The organism is Halobellus ruber, from assembly GCF_014212355.1.
GTDB lineage: Archaea > Halobacteriota > Halobacteria > Halobacteriales > Haloferacaceae > Haloquadratum > Haloquadratum rubrum.
This window is the reverse complement of the sequence record NZ_JACKXD010000006.1, coordinates 35,714-54,010: the sequence shown is the minus strand read 5'-3', so window position 1 is coordinate 54,010 and position 18,297 is coordinate 35,714. Positions and strand designations below refer to the sequence as shown.

Annotated in this window: 20 protein-coding genes and 1 tRNA gene; 8 read left to right on the top strand and 13 right to left on the bottom strand. The window is 71.3% G+C overall.

Features of this window, described 5'->3' with window-relative positions:
- The first annotated feature begins 42 nt into the window (after window positions 1-42).
- From H5V44_RS14885 to H5V44_RS14860, 6 genes are all read left to right on the top strand, one after another.
- Window positions 43-1,386, top strand: a complete 1,344-nt coding sequence (locus H5V44_RS14885) for a cobyrinate a,c-diamide synthase (RefSeq protein WP_185193929.1) — start codon at window positions 43-45, stop codon at window positions 1,384-1,386.
- A gap of 76 nt (window positions 1,387-1,462) precedes the next feature.
- Window positions 1,463-1,732: a 50S ribosomal protein L37ae gene (locus tag H5V44_RS14880; protein ID WP_185193928.1), complete on the top strand. Its 270-nt coding sequence runs from the start codon at window positions 1,463-1,465 to the stop codon at window positions 1,730-1,732.
- Window positions 1,733-1,789: 57 nt separating this feature from the next.
- Window positions 1,790-1,924, top strand: a complete 135-nt coding sequence (locus H5V44_RS14875; RefSeq protein WP_121558732.1) for a DNA-directed RNA polymerase subunit P — start codon at window positions 1,790-1,792, stop codon at window positions 1,922-1,924.
- Between the two features lie 13 nt (window positions 1,925-1,937).
- Window positions 1,938-2,264: a KEOPS complex subunit Pcc1 gene (locus H5V44_RS14870; RefSeq protein ID WP_185193927.1), complete on the top strand. Its 327-nt coding sequence runs from the start codon at window positions 1,938-1,940 to the stop codon at window positions 2,262-2,264.
- A 57-nt stretch (window positions 2,265-2,321) separates the two neighbouring features.
- Window positions 2,322-2,729: a prefoldin subunit beta gene (locus H5V44_RS14865; RefSeq protein ID WP_185193926.1), complete on the top strand. Its 408-nt coding sequence runs from the start codon at window positions 2,322-2,324 to the stop codon at window positions 2,727-2,729.
- Between the two features lie 4 nt (window positions 2,730-2,733).
- Window positions 2,734-2,982 carry a DUF3194 domain-containing protein gene (locus H5V44_RS14860; RefSeq protein WP_185193925.1) on the top strand — a complete coding sequence of 83 codons (249 nt, stop codon included), beginning with the start codon at window positions 2,734-2,736 and terminating at the stop codon, window positions 2,980-2,982.
- Between the two features lie 41 nt (window positions 2,983-3,023).
- On the opposite strand, the gene H5V44_RS14855 is transcribed toward H5V44_RS14860, so the two are convergent.
- The 3 genes from H5V44_RS14855 to H5V44_RS14845 all read right to left on the bottom strand — a co-directional run bounded on the left by H5V44_RS14855 (window position 3,024) and on the right by H5V44_RS14845 (window position 6,121).
- Window positions 3,024-4,931, bottom strand: coding sequence for a DUF2070 family protein (locus tag H5V44_RS14855; protein ID WP_185193924.1), 1,908 nt, complete (start codon window positions 4,929-4,931; stop codon window positions 3,024-3,026).
- A gap of 19 nt (window positions 4,932-4,950) precedes the next feature.
- The gene (locus tag H5V44_RS14850; RefSeq protein ID WP_185193923.1) at window positions 4,951-5,499 is read right to left on the bottom strand and encodes a GMP synthase subunit A; all 549 of its coding nucleotides are present in this window, start codon (window positions 5,497-5,499) and stop codon (window positions 4,951-4,953) included.
- A gap of 79 nt (window positions 5,500-5,578) precedes the next feature.
- Complete coding sequence (locus tag H5V44_RS14845) at window positions 5,579-6,121, bottom strand: DUF7097 family protein (protein WP_185193922.1); 543 nt, start codon at window positions 6,119-6,121, stop codon at window positions 5,579-5,581.
- A gap of 99 nt (window positions 6,122-6,220) precedes the next feature.
- Between H5V44_RS14845 and H5V44_RS14840 the strand changes: the two genes are divergently transcribed.
- Window positions 6,221-6,568, top strand: a complete 348-nt coding sequence (locus tag H5V44_RS14840; RefSeq protein WP_185193921.1) for a DUF192 domain-containing protein — start codon at window positions 6,221-6,223, stop codon at window positions 6,566-6,568.
- A gap of 133 nt (window positions 6,569-6,701) precedes the next feature.
- A complete protein-coding gene (locus H5V44_RS14835; protein WP_185193920.1) occupies window positions 6,702-8,279 on the top strand; it encodes a 2-isopropylmalate synthase in 1,578 nt (525 codons plus the stop codon).
- Between the two features lie 50 nt (window positions 8,280-8,329).
- On the opposite strand, the gene H5V44_RS14830 is transcribed toward H5V44_RS14835, so the two are convergent.
- The 10 genes from H5V44_RS14830 to H5V44_RS14785 all read right to left on the bottom strand — a co-directional run bounded on the left by H5V44_RS14830 (window position 8,330) and on the right by H5V44_RS14785 (window position 18,190).
- Window positions 8,330-8,497: a hypothetical protein gene (locus tag H5V44_RS14830; protein WP_185193919.1), complete on the bottom strand. Its 168-nt coding sequence runs from the start codon at window positions 8,495-8,497 to the stop codon at window positions 8,330-8,332.
- A gap of 385 nt (window positions 8,498-8,882) precedes the next feature.
- A tRNA-Ser gene (locus H5V44_RS14825) sits at window positions 8,883-8,967 on the bottom strand.
- 64 nt (window positions 8,968-9,031) lie between these two features.
- Window positions 9,032-10,726, bottom strand: a complete 1,695-nt coding sequence (locus H5V44_RS14820) for a histidine kinase N-terminal 7TM domain-containing protein (RefSeq protein WP_185193918.1) — start codon at window positions 10,724-10,726, stop codon at window positions 9,032-9,034.
- 151 nt (window positions 10,727-10,877) lie between these two features.
- A complete protein-coding gene (locus H5V44_RS14815; RefSeq protein WP_185193917.1) occupies window positions 10,878-11,474 on the bottom strand; it encodes a DUF7261 family protein in 597 nt (198 codons plus the stop codon).
- Window positions 11,471-11,893 (bottom strand): DUF7262 family protein, encoded by a 423-nt coding sequence (locus H5V44_RS14810; protein ID WP_185193916.1) that lies wholly within the window; start codon window positions 11,891-11,893, stop codon window positions 11,471-11,473. Before H5V44_RS14810 ends, H5V44_RS14815 begins: the two co-directional genes overlap by 4 nt.
- Window positions 11,886-12,563: a DUF7263 family protein gene (locus H5V44_RS14805; protein WP_185193915.1), complete on the bottom strand. Its 678-nt coding sequence runs from the start codon at window positions 12,561-12,563 to the stop codon at window positions 11,886-11,888. The genes H5V44_RS14810 and H5V44_RS14805 overlap by 8 nt, the downstream gene beginning before the upstream one ends.
- Window positions 12,560-13,126, bottom strand: coding sequence for a DUF7266 family protein (locus H5V44_RS14800; RefSeq protein ID WP_185193914.1), 567 nt, complete (start codon window positions 13,124-13,126; stop codon window positions 12,560-12,562). Before H5V44_RS14800 ends, H5V44_RS14805 begins: the two co-directional genes overlap by 4 nt.
- Window positions 13,123-13,896 carry a DUF7289 family protein gene (locus tag H5V44_RS14795; protein ID WP_343067766.1) on the bottom strand — a complete coding sequence of 258 codons (774 nt, stop codon included), beginning with the start codon at window positions 13,894-13,896 and terminating at the stop codon, window positions 13,123-13,125. The genes H5V44_RS14800 and H5V44_RS14795 overlap by 4 nt, the downstream gene beginning before the upstream one ends.
- Window positions 13,893-15,866, bottom strand: coding sequence for a type II secretion system F family protein (locus H5V44_RS14790; RefSeq protein ID WP_185193913.1), 1,974 nt, complete (start codon window positions 15,864-15,866; stop codon window positions 13,893-13,895). The genes H5V44_RS14795 and H5V44_RS14790 overlap by 4 nt, the downstream gene beginning before the upstream one ends.
- Complete coding sequence (locus tag H5V44_RS14785; RefSeq protein WP_185193912.1) at window positions 15,863-18,190, bottom strand: type II/IV secretion system ATPase subunit; 2,328 nt, start codon at window positions 18,188-18,190, stop codon at window positions 15,863-15,865. The genes H5V44_RS14790 and H5V44_RS14785 overlap by 4 nt, the downstream gene beginning before the upstream one ends.
- Between the last annotated feature and the right edge of the window lie 107 nt (window positions 18,191-18,297).

Here is an 18,297-nt window from a genome sequence, read left to right as displayed (position 1 = left end):
GACGGAACGGTTTAAGAGCGAGCGCCGCGGAACCGCCAGACGATGACGACCGACGCGGTGCCCGCGGATCTTCCGGGCGTCGTCCTCGCCGGGACGGGGTCGGGCGTCGGGAAGACCGTCGCGACGCTCGCGGTCTGCCGCGCGCTCGAACGGGCGGGGTGGACCCCGGTGGCCGCGAAGGCGGGGCCGGACTTCGTCGACCCCAGCCACCACGCCGCCGTGCTCGACCGCCCCGCCCGGACGCTGGACCCGTGGGTTGCCGGCGAGGAGGGGATCCGGCGCGCCTACGCCCGTGGCGCCGACGACGGCGACGTCTGCGTCGTCGAGGGGACGCTTGGCGTCTACGAGGGAACGGTCAACACCGCGTCGGTCGCGGAGGCGCTCGACCTCCCGGTCGTGCTCGTGGTCGACGCCGAGACCGGGGTAGAGCGGGTCGCCGCCACCGCCTTGGGGTTCCAGCAGTACGCCGAGCGCCGCGGCTACGACATCGACGTCGTGGGGTTGCTCGCCGCCCGCGCCCGTGGCGGCCGCCACGAGGCCGGGATCCGCGACGCGGTCGACGGGGTCCGATACGTCGGACGGACCCCGCCGCTCGACGGCCTCTCGATCCCCGACCGACACCTCGATCCGGCCCTGGGTGAGGGGCCGCCGATTCCGGCCGAGGCCCTGGGGGCGGCAGCCAGACAGATCAGGGTCGGCGTCCTGTTGGACCTGGTTCGCCGGCCCGACCTCCACACCCGCCCGTCGCTCCGCGCCGACGACGAGACCGGCGTTCGGGTGGGGCTCGCGGCCGACGAGGCGTTCCGGTTCGTCTACCCGAGCACACGGGAGCGACTGGCCGCACGGGCGACGGTCGAGCTGTTCTCGCCGGTCGCGGGCGATCCCGTGCCGGACTGTGACCTCGTCTACCTCCCCGGGGGCTACCCCGAGCGCCACGCGGCGGCGCTGTCGTCGTCGGGGACGCTCAGGGACCTCGCGGGCGTGGCCGCCGACGGCCGCCCGGTGTTCGGCGCCGGCGGCGGGCTGTTGGCCCTCGGGGAGTCGATGACGACGGCCGACGGCGAGCGCCACGCGATGGCTGGCGTGCTCCCGGTGTCGACACGGGTGTCGGAACGGGTTGTCGCCGCCGACCACGTGGGGATCCGCGCCCGGGAGGACTGCCTGCTCGCCCCCGCCGGCGAGACCCGTCGCGGCCACGAGCGCCACCACACCACGGCGACGCCCGCGTCGGACGCGCAGTATGCCTTCGAGATGGTCCGGGGCGCCGGGATCGACGGGGTCAACGACGGGCTCTACGAGTACCGGGCGGTCGGGACCTACACCCACTTCCATCCCGGGTCGGGGGCGTTCGACTACCTGCTGGAATCGGTCGCCTCGGGGTTGTGAGGGCGGCCTGCCGGTGACCGGCGGGCGATCGCGTCTCGCAGGGTTTATCACGCCGCCGCGGATATTCAGCGGTACTATGGCCGACAACGAAGCGCGATCGACCGGCAGCGCCGGTCGGTTCGGAGCGCGGTACGGGCGCGTCGCCCGGCGCCGCGTCAAGGAGATCGAGGCGGCGACGCGGGACGCGAAAGTCGACGGCGACAGCGTCACCCGGGTCGAGCCGGGCATCTGGCGGAACGACGAGACCGGCGAACTGTTCACCGGCGGCACCTACCGGCCGCAGACCCCCGGCGGCACCCAGGTCCGGCGCTCCATCCGCGCGGCGCTCTCGGGCGACGGGGAGTAACGTGGCGGCACCCGACCGGCGAAAGACACACCACCCGCGATTCCCTCCCGTTCCCCAATGAGCTACAAGTGTTCCCGGTGCAAGCGCGACGTTGAACTCGACGAGTACGGCGGCGTGCGGTGCCCGTACTGCGGTCACCGCGTCCTGCTGAAGGAGCGCGCGCCGGACGTCAAGGACGTCCCGGTCGAGTAGTCTCGCCCGCCGCATGCCGGATCGGCCCGAGTCCCCAGCCGGGCGGAACGGGGGCCCCGACGCGGACAACCTCTATCACCGTCTCGACGCGGACTTCGAGTACGCTACGGAGCAGCGCGCACGGGCCGTGGCCGAGAGCATCGCCGTCGAGGTCGGGGAGATATCCGACGGACGCTCCGGGGCGACCGTCGACCGCGAGGACCGCGTGGTGAGTGTCGAAATCGGCGCCGCCGACCTGGTTGCGCTCCGTGCGGGGATGAACACCTGGATCCGGCTCGTCGGCGTCGCCGAGGACGTTGCGGGCGCGTCCGGCGGGCGCCCGGGCCGGTGCCGGGACTGATCGCGTCCCGGCCGGCGAATACGGGCCTTTTTCAGTACGCGTCCCGTCGCCGTGGATATGCAGGGTAATCTGCCGCCGGAAGCACAGGAGAAACTCGAAGAGCTGCAGGACCTCCAGGAGACCGCCCAGAAGGTCGCCGCCCAGAAGGAACAGGCGGAGTCCTCGCTCACCGAGTCGAAGACCGCGCTGGAAGCGCTCGATGACATCGACGAGGACACCACGATGTACCGCGAGGTCGGCGAACTCCTCGTCGAAACCGAGTACGACGACGCCCACGAGGAGCTCTCGGAGTCCGTCGACAGCCTCGAGATCCGCGTCGAACAGCTCACGAAGCAGGAAGAGCGCGTCCAAGAGCAGTTCGAGAGCCTCCAGGAGGAGCTCCAACAGATGCTCCAGGGCGGCGGCGCGGGCGGTCCGGGCGGCGCCGGCGGCCCGATGGGTCCCGGCGGCGCCGGCGGCGCGTAAGCCGATGCCGACGGACGAGGAGGTCGTCCGCGCGGCCTCGGAGGCCGCCGAGGGCGTGATCCTCGACTTCTACAAACAGTCGGAGCTGACCGACTTCGACGTGACCGTCGAGTTCGAGGACGGCGTTCTCGACATCGACGTCTACGTCAACCCCCCGGAGGACGCCGACCCCGACCCCGATGCCGTGGCCGACGAGGCCGCACTTGCGGCCGGCGACGCGGTCGACGAACTCTTCGAGGCGGCCGAGGAGTAGCTCGACGGCGGGGGGGTCCCCGCGTCGGTTCCGGTTCGGCCTCACGCGAACAGGAAGATGAGCAGGCTCACCGCGACCGCCGCGAGGATCACCGACACCGCGAACGCGCCGCCCATCGCCACCACCGCGTTGGCGTGGCTCGCCAGCGCCTCCGTGCGGTCGTTGCCGAACACCGTGACCGTCGCCCGTTCGGTCGCCGCACCCGCCTCGACCGGCTCGCGGTCGGCGCGAGCCTCCTCGGCCAGTTCCGCGACGAGCTCCTCGAGCTGTGCCCACGGGATTGCCGCCCCGACCTGATTGTCGGCTTCGATCGTGTTGACGACGTGGGTGTCCGTCGTCAGGATCTCCGCCGCGTCGACCGGCCCCTCGGCGACGAGGGCGTCGAGCAGGGTCCCGCGGAGCCCCGGCTCCATATTGTTCCCGTCGATCAGAACGTACGCGGTCTCGTGGCCGTCGACGTCTGCGACCGCGACGCGAACCCCGAGCGGACCGATCCCCTCCTCGACGGTCCACGGCGTCTCGTCCCACGCGACGCCGAGTTCGAGGCTGCCGCGCTCGGCGGTCGCCAGCCGCTGGCCGGCGATCCCCGCGGCCTCGATCATATCGAACGCGCGCTCCGATCCCGGGGTGACGTGGCCCAGATCCGGCCCCTCAAGCCCGTTGTTGGAGTTGTGGGCGTCGATCAGCATCACGTCGTCGAGGCCGCTCGCCCGGGTCTCGGCGGCGGCCGACAGCCCGACGCCGTACTCGATGTCGTCGGCGAACCCCGGCGCGTAGGTCGCCGCGAGCAGGCCGTCGTCGTCGAACGCCTGCCCCAGCATCGAGACTTCCCCCGAGGCCACGCGGACGCTCCGGGTCGCGGCGGTGTCGTAGGTGATCCCGTCGGCCGCCGTTTCCGCTGCGTGGAGGATCGTGTCGACCTCGCGTTCGGTCACGAGGTTGAAGTCGTGGCCGGCGGTGGCGTGCGGCGGGAAGACGAGCCCCGGGGAGTCGGCGGCGACCCGTTCGGGGAAGTTGCCGCCGCCGATCTCCCCCATCGGCCCGGGGTGGATCATCGGGAGGACGAACCGGGCCTTCTCCTCGCCCGATTCAGTGCGGAACGACAGCACCGACACGGGGACGATGGCCTCCTCGCCGAGGTCCTGGAAGAACTCCTCCAGCTCCCGGGTCCCCTCGGCGACGTGGCCGACGAACCCCCGGAGGAAGTCCAGAAGCGAGACGCCCATACTCCGCCGCCAGGGCCGGTCGACGGCGACGACGAACGCGTAGACCGCCACGGCGTAGATGGCACACGAGATGCCGAGGAGGACGAAGTGATCGACCGAGATGGCGGAGAACTCCGCGGGAGCGGTTTCGGGCCGGGAGAGGTACTCCCGGACGTACGCGTCGATCAGCGGCCCGCCGACCTCCAGAAACCGGAGCGTCCCGCCGTAGATCAGGAGCAACACCGCGGCGGCGAGGGTCTGGAGGCTCGCCGGCACCGACGCGACCAGGACCGACGATCCCGACACCGCCATCACCACCAGAAGGCGGAACGCGAAGATCGACGCGAGGGCAACCACCAGCGCGTCGAAGACGAACCGCTGTCCCAGCCCGGTGAACACCGACACGACCGCCGCACCGGTGACGATCGCCACCACGACGAGCTCCGACACCAAGGCGAGCAGCGACGACCGGTTCGGGGTGAGCCGGCCGCCGACGAACCGGTCGAGCCCCGTGGTGCCGAACGCGGCGATCACGGTCGGGACCCCGATGAAGAAGACCCCCTCCCACGCGTCGCGGCCGATGAAGAACAGCCCCCGCCAGGTGCGCTCGTAGGCGCCCGAATCGAACGCGGCCACGCCGGCGACCGCCGCCAGAAGCAGCGCGAACGCCAGGCTGGTGTACCAGTTCGGCGCCCGGAAGATGAACCGCGAGAGGTCCGCGAGGTTGCTCTGTGTGGAAGTCATCGTGGAGGGAGCGGCCGGGCTACTCGCAGACGTCGATGAAGTTCTCGAAGACCTCCTCGCCGCGCTCGGTGTGGGCGACCTCGGGGTGCCACTGGACGCCGTAGCGGTCGCGGTCGGGGTCGCTCATCGCTTCGACGTCGCAGACGTCGGAGGTGGCCGTCCGCGCGAACCCCTCGGGGACGCGTTTGACCTCGTCGGCGTGGCTGGCCCACACGCGGGTCTCGGGCGCGAGCGATCCGATCAGGGGGTCCTCGCTGTCGAGGATCTCCACGTCGACGTCGGCGTAGCCGCCGTAGTCGCCCGCGCCGACCTCGCCGTCGAGTTCGGCCGCGAGGATCTGCATCCCGAGACAGACGCCGAAGACGGGAACGTCGAGATCGAGGTACGCCGGGCAGTTGCCGATCCGGTCCATATCCGGGCCGCCGGAGAGAACGAGCCCGTCGGCGTCGATGTCGGCGGGCGGCGTGGTGTTGTCGACGATGTCGACGTCGACCCCGAGGTCCCGGAGGGTCCGGCGCTCGAGGTGAGTGAACTGGCCGTGGTTGTCGATGACGGCGATTCGGGTCATCAGTTGTGGGTCCGTACACCCAACGAGGGCAAAAAGCGCCCGGTCTGCGGTCGGGGGGGCGTTCGAGCCGACCCGAAGCTCACTCGGCGCCGTCGTCCCGCCGCTCCCGCGCGGTGGTAAAGCTCATTTCGGAGTGTTCCTTCGCGCGGCGCTCCTCCCGGGCGGCGACGGCCTCGGGGTCGGGTGGGGCGTCGTCGTCGATCCGCGCGAAGGAGTTGTGGATCTTGGCGTGACACCACCGGCAGAGCGCGACCGTGATCTCGTGGGACGTGTCGCCGTCGGAGTCGCCGCCCTCGCTTCCGGTCTCCCCATACGAGAGGTGGTGCTCTTCGAGTAGCGGCCGGGAGTCGTCGAAGGCGATCCGCACCGATTCCAGGCCGCACCGGACACACTCCCGGCCGTCGGACGTCGACCGGTAGTGGGGGCACTCGTGGAACTCGGCGTCCCCGGCGGCGACGCAGTCGTAGTCCGCAGCGCGACGCTCGGCGGCGAACTCGGGGTCGTCGCCGGCGCGGGTCAGCGCGAACCGGCACCGCCCGTCGTCGGTGAGGTGATCGCAGACCCCGGCGTGGTCGTAGGGGTCGTCGACGCCGACGGGCGTCCCGGTGGGCGTCTCCTGCATACCAGCCCCGTGCGTCGCCGTCGGATTGAATCCCCCGGTCGGGAAAACGCGGCCGCCGTCGTCCGGGCGGTTTATATCCGGCCCCGGCGACCGCCCGGTGTGCGCCTCGAACACCGGACGGACGGCACGCGGCGGACCCTCGCGTCCGACGTGGAGGTCGTGGACTCGTTCCTCTCGCGGGCCCGCGGGCTGATGTTCCGGCGGTCGGTGCCCGACGACTACGCGATGGTGTTCCGGTTCGACGACGCCGACACGCGAGACCTGCACATGGCGTTCGTCCCCTTCGACATCGACGCGGTGTGGGTCGTCGGGAGCGAGGTCGTCGAAACCAAACGCCTCCGCGCGTGGCGGGGCGTCGGCGCTGCCGTCGCCGACACGGTGATGGAGCTCCCCGCCGGGGCCGCCGCCGACGTCGAGGTCGGCGACACGGTCCGGGTCGTGGAGTGACCTGTCGCTCCACCCGGCGCCCCACGTCCCCCACGCCGTCGTGCGGTCGGCGCTCGGACACACCCGGCCGGATCTGTCGAAAGGCGTCGGTTTAAGTAGTTGCGCGACAATCCGACGAGTGAGCGTATGACTCGTGGTCGATTTATTCGGGGGTAACCCCGACAACCCCCTCGCATCCATCGCGGATTCCGACGAGACGGTACAGCTGTTAGATACGACGCTGCGCGACGGCGAGCAGGCCCCCGGCGTCTCGTTGATGCCGGAGGAGAAAGCCGACATCGCCCGGTGGCTGGACCGCGCGGGAATCGGGTTCATCGAGGCCGGCAGCGCCTGCACCGGCGAGGGCGAACGCGAGACGATCAGGCGCGTGACCGACCTCGACCTCGACGCGACCGTCACCAGCTTCGCCCGCGGGATCAGAAAGGACGTAGACCTCGCGCTGGACTGCGGGGTCGACGGCGTCACCATCGTCGTGCCTGGCAGCGACAAGCACATCGAGCGGAAGGTCGGGACCACCCACGACGAGGTGGTCGCAAAGACCGGCGACCTGGTGGCGTACGCCAAGGACCACGACCTCTGGGTCGAGGTCATCGGCGAGGACGGCTCCCGCGCGGATCTGGACTTCCTCGAACGCCTGATGGGCGAGGCACTGGACGCCGGCGCCGACCGGTCGTGTTACGCCGACACCGTCGGCCACGCCACGCCGGAGGAGACCTACGAGTACGTCTCACGGCTCGCGGAACTCGGCCCGGTGTCGACCCACACCCACGACGACCTCGGGTTCGGGCTGACCAACGTCTGGGCCAGCCTCGTCGCGGGCGCGGACCTGGTCCACGGCACCATCAACGGGATCGGCGAGCGCGCCGGCAACGTCGCCTTGGAGGAGGTCGCGATCGCGCTGGCGCACGGCTACGGCATCGAGACGATGAACCTCGAGACGGTCTACGACCTCTCGAAGCAGGTCTCCCACGCCACCGGGATCCCGCTGCCGCCGAACAAGGCGGTCGTCGGCGAGAACGCCTTCACCCACGAGAGCGGGATCCACACCGACGGGACGCTGAAGGACGATGCGATGTACGAACCGTACCCGCCGGAGACGGTGGGTCGGGAGCGTCGCCTCGTCCTCGGGAAGCACGCCGGCGCCGCCGGCGTCCGCGCCGCCCTGGACGAACACGACGTGTCGGTGTCGGAGGGCGAACTCAAGGCGATCGTCGAGCGCGTCAAACGCCTCGGCGACCGCGACAAACGCGTCACCGACGCCGACCTGCTGGCCATCGCGGAGGACGTCCAGGGGCGGGAGCGCGACCGCTACGTCGAACTCCTGGATCTCACGGCCGCGTCGGGCGGCGGCACCCCGACCGCGTCGGTGCGGCTCCGTGTCGGCGACGAGGAACGCGTCGCCTCCGGGACCGGCAGCGGCCCGGTCGACGCCGCGATCGAGGCGGTCCGGGCCGCCGTCGGCTCCGAGGCGAACGCCCAACTGGACTCCTATCACGTCGACGCGATCACCGGCGGCACCGACGCCGTCGTCACCGTCGAAGTGGAGATGTCGAAGGGCGACCGGACGGTGACCGTCGCGACCTCGGATTCGGACATCACGCTCTGTAGCGTGGAGGCGATGGTCGAGGCGCTCGATCGCCTGCTCGCCGCCGATCGGCCGGACCGCGACGACGTCGAACCCGAAGACGCCACTCTCGCGGACGGCGACTGACCGGCGGTCCCGCCCGACTTGCGGGTCGGCCGCGTCGGCGCCGACTCCGCCTACCGTTCCTCGATCAGGTACGTCCAGCCGCCGCGCCGCTCGAAGAAGAGGTTCTCCCGGGAGGCGGCGTACTCGATCACCTGCGACGCCTCGACGTCGGTGACGTCGATCCGCCGGTTCTCTCGGGCCCGATCCGCCGTGGGTTCGTCGATGGCCGCTGTGTGCATACCCACTGCTTGGTACGGAACGGGTATGTAAGCGAGCCTAGCGGAGTGAAAGTGAAACTGTACGACAGCGTCGGGCTACCGGGAGTCGGTCGGGAGCGGCGGGTCGCGAGGGGTGGCTCAGTCTGCGGCGCCGAGGGCGAGATGTGAACCACAGTCGCTCGCGCTGTTCGCTCCCTGCTTCAAATCTCAGTACGCTCGTACCCGAACGATGGGTTTGCGGCGCGATGAAACGCGCCGCTGGATCGTTCGATACCAGCGCCGAGGGTGAGATGTGAACCACGGTCGTTCCCGAAGGTCACTCCCTGGTTCAAATCACGGACTGTGCTCAACCGAGTCCACGCGTCTGCGGCGCGATGAAACGCGCCGCTGGATCGTTCGATACCAGCGCCGAGGGTGAGATTTGAACTCACGTGTCCGAATGGACAGCAGATCTCGAATCTGCCGCCTTGGCCGGGCTAGGCTACCTCGGCTCCGTACGATTGTGGTTCGTGACGCGTTTAATCGGTTTCGGTTTGCCCGAACCCGCCGGGCCGGTTACTCCCCGGAAATCGGGAACTGAAACACGACGTGCGTCCGCACGCCTGCTTCCGAGGTGACCCGCCCGCCGTTCGACGCCGTGTCACCGTCCGCCTCGAAACGGAGGTCGCCGCCGTTCTCGATCACGCACCAGTACGCCAGCCACAGCCCCAGCCCGTCGGCGTGCTGGAGCGGGCTCTCCGACCCGGCGGTCAGCGCCTTCCGCTCCACCTCGGGGATCCCCGGTCCGGTCGACCCGAAGCTGATCGACACCACTCCGTCCTCACGGTCGACGCCGACGCGGATCTCGACCTCGCCGTCGGCTTGCGTGACGAGCAGGTCGATCACCTCCCGGATCGCGGTCACGAGCGACCCCGAGTCGGTGAGGTCCGCCTCCACGCCGGCCGCACCGTCGAGGGAGACGGTCACGTCCGGATACTCCCGAGCGGTCCGGTGGACGGTCCCCGCGACGAGTTCCGTCATATCGTGTGTCGTCGGCGTCTGCCGGTGTGAGTCGTCGAGCTCCGAGACCTTCCGCGCCTTCTCGCCGACGGTGAGGAGGTCGTCGGTCCGGTCGAGGATCGCGGTGGCGGCGCGCTCGGCGTCGTCGGCCGTCCCCGAGGTGGCGATCGTCTCGGCGTACCCCCGCACGACGTTCATATCGTTCCGGAGGTTGTGCCGGAGCACCCGGTTTGCGACTTCGAGTCGCTGTTGGTACCGGTGCCGCGCCGTGATGTCGCGGAGCGCCATCGCGTACCCGACGTCGTCGCCGTGTTCGTCGGTCAGCTCCGAAACGCGGATGTCGTACGCCAGGTTGTTCGCGTCGACGACGGTGGTCCCGTCGAGGTCGGTGAGCGACCGGTCCGGGTAGGTCTCCCCGATCGAGCGGCCGAGCTCCGGCGTCGGATCCAGAACTCGGGCGGCGGTGGCGTCGACGTCGACGACCACGCCCGCGGAGTCGAGTGTGACCAGGCCGTCGCCCATCGCCTCGAACGCTTTCCGCTGGGCGATCGGCGTCCGTTCGAGCAGGTCGCTCCAGTAGAGACTGTAGACGACGACGACGCCGGTAAACGTGAACGTGAACGGTGTCAGGTCGACGTTCGGGATCGGGCTCGCCCCGAGGAGAAAGGCGATGTTCGAGACGAACGGGGGGATGGGCGCCACCGCCAGGAACGCCGCCTGGCGCCAGTAGACCAGCGACTTCCGCACCCCGACCAGGAGCAGCACCGCCACCCCGACCACGACCGCGGTGTACGTCAGGGTGAGGTGTGCGTAGTACAGCGGGCCAAAGGCGACCTCGATAGCCGAGCCCGGCGAGACCGCCGTCGAGGGGACGCTCCACGCGAGCCCGTGGATATGGTTGGTGAGGGCCCCGGCTCCGGCGACGAGCGGCTCGACCGCGAGCAGTCCCAGATGCCGGCGGGTCACCCACCGCGACTGTCCGACGTATCGGTCGACGAACACGAGCCACAGCAGCGGCACGGCCGTCGAGAACACGAAGGTGAGCCGCCACCAGAACGCCTGGGCGGCAACCGAGTCGAACCCGAACTGCACCGAGTACGCCACCGCCGAGAGCCCCACGACCGCGTGGAGGACAGCCACCTCGTAGCCACACCGCACGTCGCGGTGTCCCCACGCGATGAGCACCAGGGCCCCATAGACGGCGACGGCAACGAACCCGACGGCTGAGATCGGCGTAAGTTCCCACGGCATACCAGAGTAGCGACACCGTAGCCGAAGAAGGCCCCACATATCAAACCACCAGTCGACTCGGTACCGGCGGAATCGGGGGACGACGGCGGGCGGTGGCGTGGGAGACGACAGTTCCTGACAGATCATATGGATGTGGCTGCCGGGGACCGCCTCAGCTGGCCGGTCGGGACCGGTTCAGTGTTGGGACGACCCGCGGGACCACCGTCGCCGTCGTCGACTCCGCTGGAGAGACGATGCGGATCCGGAACGCGGCAGCGACGACGGCGGTTTCGTCGGCGCGTTCCTGCACGACGACCCCGTCGATCGCCCGGCACGGGCCGAACGCACGCCCGGGGCCGTCGGGACACCGCTCCCGGGCCCACCGGGCCGCGGCCGCACTGTCGAGTTCGATCACGACCGACCGGCTCTCCCCGGCGTGGACGCGCTCCAGCCGGTCGCCGTCGGCGTCCAGCGACGCCGCGACGCGTCGGGCGATGGGTCGGCGGTCCTGCCAGGTCGGGGTGTCGCCGCCGCGGCGGGCCTCCCGGGCGGCGGCGCGGAGCGACCCGGTGAGGCGCCGGTCGACCTCCGACACCGAGGCCACCTCCACGGCGCCGGCACCCGTCCGGTCGGCGTCGTAGCCGAGTTGTGCGTACGCGAGGGTCATCGAGAGGAACGCGACGGCGACGACCGCGGCCGCGACGAGGACGATCTGTCCCCGGTCGCCGCACCCTGTCCGTCCCCGTCTGCCCGACCACGGCGGGTTCACACCGACCACACCCGGAGCGTGACCCGGCAGCCCGCGACCGTTCGCGTCGCCCGCCCGACGGGGACGCCGTCGGGTCGCGGCGGTCCGACGGGTCCGTGTGGCGTTTCGAGCCGGCCGAAGGCCGCGGTCGGCAGGACGACCCGTAGCCGACGTTCGAGCGCGTCCCGTTCGGTCGCGAACGACGCCGGGGACCGACACGCCGCGGCGAGTCGGTTCCGGCCGCTCCCACTCGGGGGTTCCGCAGCGAGCACCGCGAGCGCGTCGGCGGCAGTCCGGTCCAGCGCCGTCGCGGTCGAGCCGGCGGTCCCCCCGGCCGGAACCCAGAGGAAGCCCGCGACCACCGAGAGGATCAAAAGCGCCCCCACCGCGGCTTCGAGGAGCGACGTGGCGAGCTGTCCGCGGTCCGTCGGGTCACTCACCGACGGTCACCACCAGTTCGCCGACGCTCGCGTTCGTCGCGGTCCACGACACCCGGACCGTCCCGGGCCCGTCGCCGTCCGACTCGAAGCCGACGGTCAACGGCCGCGTTTCAGGGACGGCGACGACGTACCGCCCGGAGAGCCCCGACGGATCGTGGAGTACCACCCGTCCGTCGGCGCGAACCGTATGGACGGTCCGGGTCCGTTCGGTGTCGATCCGTACCACCACGCGGCCGGTGTGATCGGCAAGCGTGACCGCGTTCCGGGCCGTGAGGTCGACGCGCCGCGTTCGGTCGACCGCTCGCTCGACGCGGACTCGGCGCTCGATATGCACCGCGCTGTCCGTTGCGACGCCGCGCTCGACGATAGTGTCGCCGTCGAGTGCGACTGAGAGGGAACGGCCGCGAACCGGCGGAACGGCGGAAGCGAGGTCCGCGGCGGTCAGGTTCACGGTCCGATCCGCTCGGAGCACGTTCCGCTCGCGGGTGTGAGCAGCGTCGGCGGCGACCAGGTGTGTCGCCAGCCGGTCGGCAGCGTGGGTCGCTCGCGGCTGCCGGTCGGCGTCCGCCAGGGCGTCGTCAGCGACCACGACGCCGGTCACGGTCACCGCGGCCACCACGACCACAGCCGCGGCGAACCCCAGCAGGGTGGCCTGCCCGCGGGCCGTCACGGCAACCCCTCCCGGCCGGGCCCTGGGAGGGATCCGTCGACGTCCGCCGACGGCGCATCGACCAGCCGAACCGAGACGGTTCCGCCCGTGCCGTCGACGACGATCCGCGACGGCGAGACGCTCCGCCACGACCCGGCGAGGGTGACGGAGCCGGGGAGGTCGAGCCGGAGACGCCCGCCGACCCCTCGATCGGGGTGAACGAGCCGCACTGACGGCGGGCCGTCGGTCGCGACGATCCGGTAGGGATCGCCCCGGATCGTCGCCGGGAGGGCGACGGTTACGCGGCGGTCGAGGCGCTGATATTCGGCGGCGGGGACCGCGGCCTCGATCCGATCGGCCGCCGCGGCCAGCGTGCGATCCCCGAGTTCCGCGCCCACCGCGGCGCGGTAGTCGGGCGCAACCGCGCCGAAGAGCGTCGCGGTCAGGAGGGCGACGAACAGCACGCCGACGCCGAGTTCAAGCGCCTTGCCGACGACCGGCGAGAGTCCACGATCCGTCGGGTCGCACGGGGACTGCCCGCCCGGTTGCTTCCGGGGTCGCTCCCGGCGCGGGGGCTCGCTCACCGACCCACCCCCACGTCGAGCCTGACGTCGTGGACGACCAGGTGGACAGTCCGCGGCCCGTCGAACGACGCCACGACGCTCGGAACGCCGTCCCCGTCGATGTCGCGGCGCTCGGTAGTCGCGCCGCGGTCCGCGAAGTGCCGTTCCCACGCGGCAGGGGTTGCTGTCTCGACCGCGACGCGGTACTCGCCCGTGGGCAGCGTGTCGCGGGCGGTCTCCGCGTCGGTCCGGAGCGTGACCGCGAGCCGGCGGTCGCCCGTCGCGATCCCGTCGGCGCCGGTGACGTTCAGCACCGGAACGCCGACGTAGAGGCTTCCGTCGGCCGGCGCGATCCGGCTCGGAGCGATGAGCCGGCTCCCCTCGCCGTCGCTGCGGACCACCGCCCCGGCGAACCCCGCAACCCGGTGGTCGCCGTCGGTGTAGACGACCGCGCCGGCGTGGCCCGCCCACACGACCTCCTCGCCTTCCAGAAGCCACACGCTCCGGTTGACCACACGGATCGTGCCGTCGGTCAACTCGATCGTCGTCTCCGGCTGCGACGGGGCGGGGCCGAGCGCAGTCGCCAGGTCGGCGCCCACGCGGGTCGCGGCCGCGGACGTCGCGCCGTCGTCGACGATCGAGCCCGCAGTCGCCGTCAGTCCGCCGACGGCGAGAACCGTCAGGCCCAGGAGTAACGCGACGCCGACGACCGCGGTCTGTCCGCGAGCGCCCTCGGCGGCGGTCGCCCTCGGCGGCTGGTCGGCCGCGAGCGATCCGGCGGGCCGGTTCACACCAGCCCCACCCCCACGAAGACGACGTGACAGACGGCCACCAGACAGCCGGAGTGTAAAAGCGCCTCGTACTCCCCCCGGCTTGCGGCGCCCGCGAACCACCCGGCGGCGAGCATCGTCGCCTGCGTGACCACGTACACGCGGTACCGGTCGCGCGCGACATCGATCGCGCCGGTGTCGACGGCGACGCCCGAGAGGTCCGACATCGCCGACAGCCGGTCGAACCCCGAGAAGACGCTGGCGCTCGTCGCGACGCTGATGCCGATCACCAGAAGCGCCGTGGTCCACCCCACGGCGACGTAGACCAACATTCCCGAACGGAGCGCGCGCTTCTCGTGGTAGAGTCGGCCGACCTCCCCCTGGAGCGTCTCGAAGACGACGCCGGTGTCGCTGCCGGCGTCGAGCGCGCCGATCACCAGCCCCACGGTCTGTTCGGCCATCGGCGTGCCGACGCGGTCCACGAACCGATCCAGGGCGGCAGTCCGGCGGTCGACGCTGTCGCCGCCGGCGCCGTCTTTGGTCGTCGTGAGCCGGAGGTTCAGCGCGAGGTCCGCCACGTCGCGATCCAGGGGGCCGAGGTCGACGTCGCGGGCGACGTGCTCGACCGCCTCGGGGAACGGCCGGCCGAGGTTGACGTGGCCGGAGACGGCGTGGACGAAGTCCTTGAGTTCGTGGTCCTTCGCGTCGTCGATCCGGGCGCGCCGGACCGCGACCAGCCCGACCGGGACCGCGAACCCGACGTAGCCGACCAAAACCGAGACCACGCCGTCGACGCCGAGCGAGAGTGCCGCCACGAGCCCGGCGATCCCGACCGGGGCGAGGACGACCGCCGCGCTCGCGGGGTTCGTCGTCGCCGTAGCCAGGGTCGCCGCCGTCCCCGCCGGCCGGCGGTAGTCGACGTGCTGGTCCGGCGGGCGGAGCCGCGCCACCAGCCGGGCGGTGCCCAGGCCGACCAGGAGTACGAACACCGCGGCGCCGTAGACGATCGCCGCCCGCAGCGTGAGGCTTCCGACCGGGGTCGACACCGTCGCTGACAGCCCCGGCGAGATGATGCTCATCACGGTCAGCACGATCACGACCAACGCCGGAAGCACCAGAAGCACCACGAACAGCTCCGCGAGCAGTTCGAGAAACCCCTCGGCGCGCTTCCGCTCGCGGTCCTGGCGGTTCCGGAGCATCCGGCCCTCCATCGCGAGGTACTCCCGGAGGGCGTCGGCGCCCTGGTCGGCGTGTTCCCGGAACTTCAGCAGGAACGGTGCCAGCGTGTCCTGCGCCGGCGTGTCGCGGGCGACTCGTCGGAGCCCCTCGTCGACGTTGCCGGTCATCGCGGCAGTGTTGAGCACGCGCCTGAACGCCACCGCTGTCTCGCCATAGGCGTCGGTGTCGGCGACCCGACGGAGCATCACACGGCGGCCGTCGCTGCCGGAAGCGAGGACGTGGAGATACCGCACCGCGCCGGGGAGGGTCCGGGCGACGTCGGAGCGCCGCGCCGCCGAGAGCCACCGGAGATACCGGCCGCCGGCGTAGACGACGCCTGCGCGGATCCCGACGGCGCCGACGACGGCCGCAAGGGCCGCGACCGACCGCCGCGCGAGAGCCGGGTCCGCCGGGAGCGCCCCGGAGGCGCTGCCGATGCCGCCGAGCCGTTGGAGAAGGCCTCCGACTGCCGACTCGACGGCGCCTGGTGGGAGCGCCGTCCCGAGCGCGACGACGAGGCCGAACCCCAGTGCCGCAAGCAGCCACCCGACGGCGTGGACCCGGGCGACGTAGAGGTCGAACGCGATCGAGAGGTTCGTCCCGCGGTAGACCCGGCGGTCGCGCTCGTGGCGCCGGGTGTCCGCCCGGCTCGCGAACAGCGCGTACGCCAGCCGGTCGGCGACGCCGAGCGAACGGGCCGTGTCGACGTCGTACCGATCGGTGCCGGTCTCCCGGGGAGCGTTCGTCCCCGGTGCCGATCGGGAGCCCGTCACCGGCCCTCGCCCCCGTCGGTATCGTCGGCTGCAACGTCGCGGCCGCCGTCCGGTCCGCCTGCGGCCGCCCCGGCACCGTCGCCCTCGGCCGACGCCTGCGCCTGCCGGCGCCTGACGCGTTCGACGGTGGCCGCCTCGTCGGTCCGGAGATCCGAGAGGAACCCGAACAGTCGGGAGACGTCGGTCACGCCCTCCCGGAGCAGGTACTCGACGTAGCCGCGCTTCCGGCGGAACTCGCGTTCGATCGCCTCGGGGTCGCTGTCGGTCGCTTCCGCGATCCGGTGGAAGACGCGGACGGCGTTGCGGTGGGTCTCGCCGTCGGTCGCGGCGTCCTCGCCGCCGAGGTCGGGGTGGTCGTACGCCATCCCGAAGGAGCCGTCGGACTCCCGCCACAGGACGGCGTTGTAGTACAGCGTCGTGCCGTCCTTCTCCACGACGCCCGTCCGCGCCGAGGGCGGCAGTGCCTCGTGTGCGGCCTCCGAAATGAACTCGACAACCGAGCCGACGTACCGCTCGCCGTCGACCCGGCGGGGAAAGACCACGAGGTCGAGTTCCCGGAGGAGGTAGGCCGGCAACCCCTGCTCGACAACGCGGTTCACCAGCGTCTCGATGTCCTCGGCGTGTGTGGTGCCGACGACGCCGTGGCCCGTGTTCAGCACTTCGGCGAACGTCTCGAAGGATTCGGGCGTGTTGACCTCGGCGATGACCTCGACGTCGGGATTCAAGTAATTCGCTTCAGTCATCAGATCCGCCATCGACACCCGTTTGTACTCGTTCTCGTGATCGCGGGTCGACAGCGACACCCCGGTCTCGTGGGGGAGATACACCTCCCGGGACCCCTCGTCGATGCTGATCGGGCGGTGGTCGTACGGGATGAACGGCATATGGGCGTTCATCAGCGTCGTCTTCCCCGCGCCGGTCGGGCCCGAAAAGAGCACGACCCGGCGGTGTTCGTACAGCAGCCACAGGAGGGTCACCAGTTCGGTAGGAATCGAGCCGAACTCAACGAGGTCGACCGGCGTCAGCGGCGACGACGCCTGCTTCCGGATGGAGACGTGCGGCCCCTCCTCGGAGATGACCGGAAGCGCGACCGCACACCGGATGGTCTCGCCGTGGCCCGTCGCGTCGGGGGCGACGCCCGGGGGCTCGATGTTCACTTTCGCCGAGGGCTGGCTCGCGCTGAGTTCGACGCCGTCGGCGGCCGCGAGCTGCGTCACCACGTTCACGAAGCCGGTCTCGTCCTCGAACGCGAGGTTGGTGGGGACGCGTTCCCCGGCGCGGACCACGTCGGCGCGCGGCACCACCTTGATCCGCTCGCCGACCCGGTTGGCCTCGATGTCCTCCAGGTGGGGATCCCGGATCGGGATCGTGAGCACGCCCTCGCCGACGTAGTCCCGCAGGACGTAGTAGACCAGGTCGTCCAGCCGATCCTCGGCGTACCGGTCGTCGACCGGCGGGACGCCGATCCCGTAGGACGCAAGCGCCGTCCGGACGCGGTACCGGGTGGCTTCGAGCCACGCCTTGGTGTTACGGGCGGTGAGCCGCCGCGACAGGAACTGCCGGGCGCGCTCACGGATGAACGCCGTCCGATCGTCGACCACCCTCTCGACGTTGCCCTCCCAGATGCGCTCCTTGCACTCGGCGACGAGCTCCTCGTCGCCCGGCAGCAGGTCGGGTTCCAGAACGGCGTATTTGGCCTCGAAGCGGTCGTCGCCCAGGAGTCGGTCGCGGTGGACGACCACGTCGACCTCGAACCCGGCGAACCCGACGGTGTAGTGGCGGAGCCGCTCGCTTGCGACCCGGGTAGCGAACTCGGTGTCGGCGTTGAACGCCGTGACCGCCGGCGCGTACCTCTCGGTGTGGACGACCAGGTGGCCGTCGCCGCCGCCCTCGACGTCGACGACCTCGATCCGGTCGTCGAGCGCGATCGGCGTCACGGGGCCGAGCAGGCGGAGTTCACACATCGCGTGGTACTCGACGCGCCGGCGGGCGGCCGGCGGGAGGTCCACCAGCCGGTCGATCACCCGACGGTGCTTCCGCGGCAGTCCGGCGGCGGCGCGTTCCGCGGCCCCCTGGCGCGTGAGCGGCCGGCGAGCCGAGACCGCCGAGAAGTACTCCGTCACTGAGGTGAGCGCCCGCTCGGAGCGGGCGCCGACGGCGGGTTCTCTGATCTGATAGTCGAACCCCACGTCGCCGGCGGTGTCGCTGATCGTGACGACGACGCCGGGCGTGACCTCGTACTGCTCCCGGACGCCGGTCGCGTACCACGCGTCGGGGCTCTCCGGCGGTTCCGGGGGCGGAACGGCCGGAGTATCGGTCCGCATCCGTCCACCGTCCCCCGCCGAAGTCACCCCGTCCTCCCCGGGTGGACCCGATCGCTCATACCGGGGGTTCGCCCCGTGTTGGTATTTAAGATCTCGCTCCGGATATC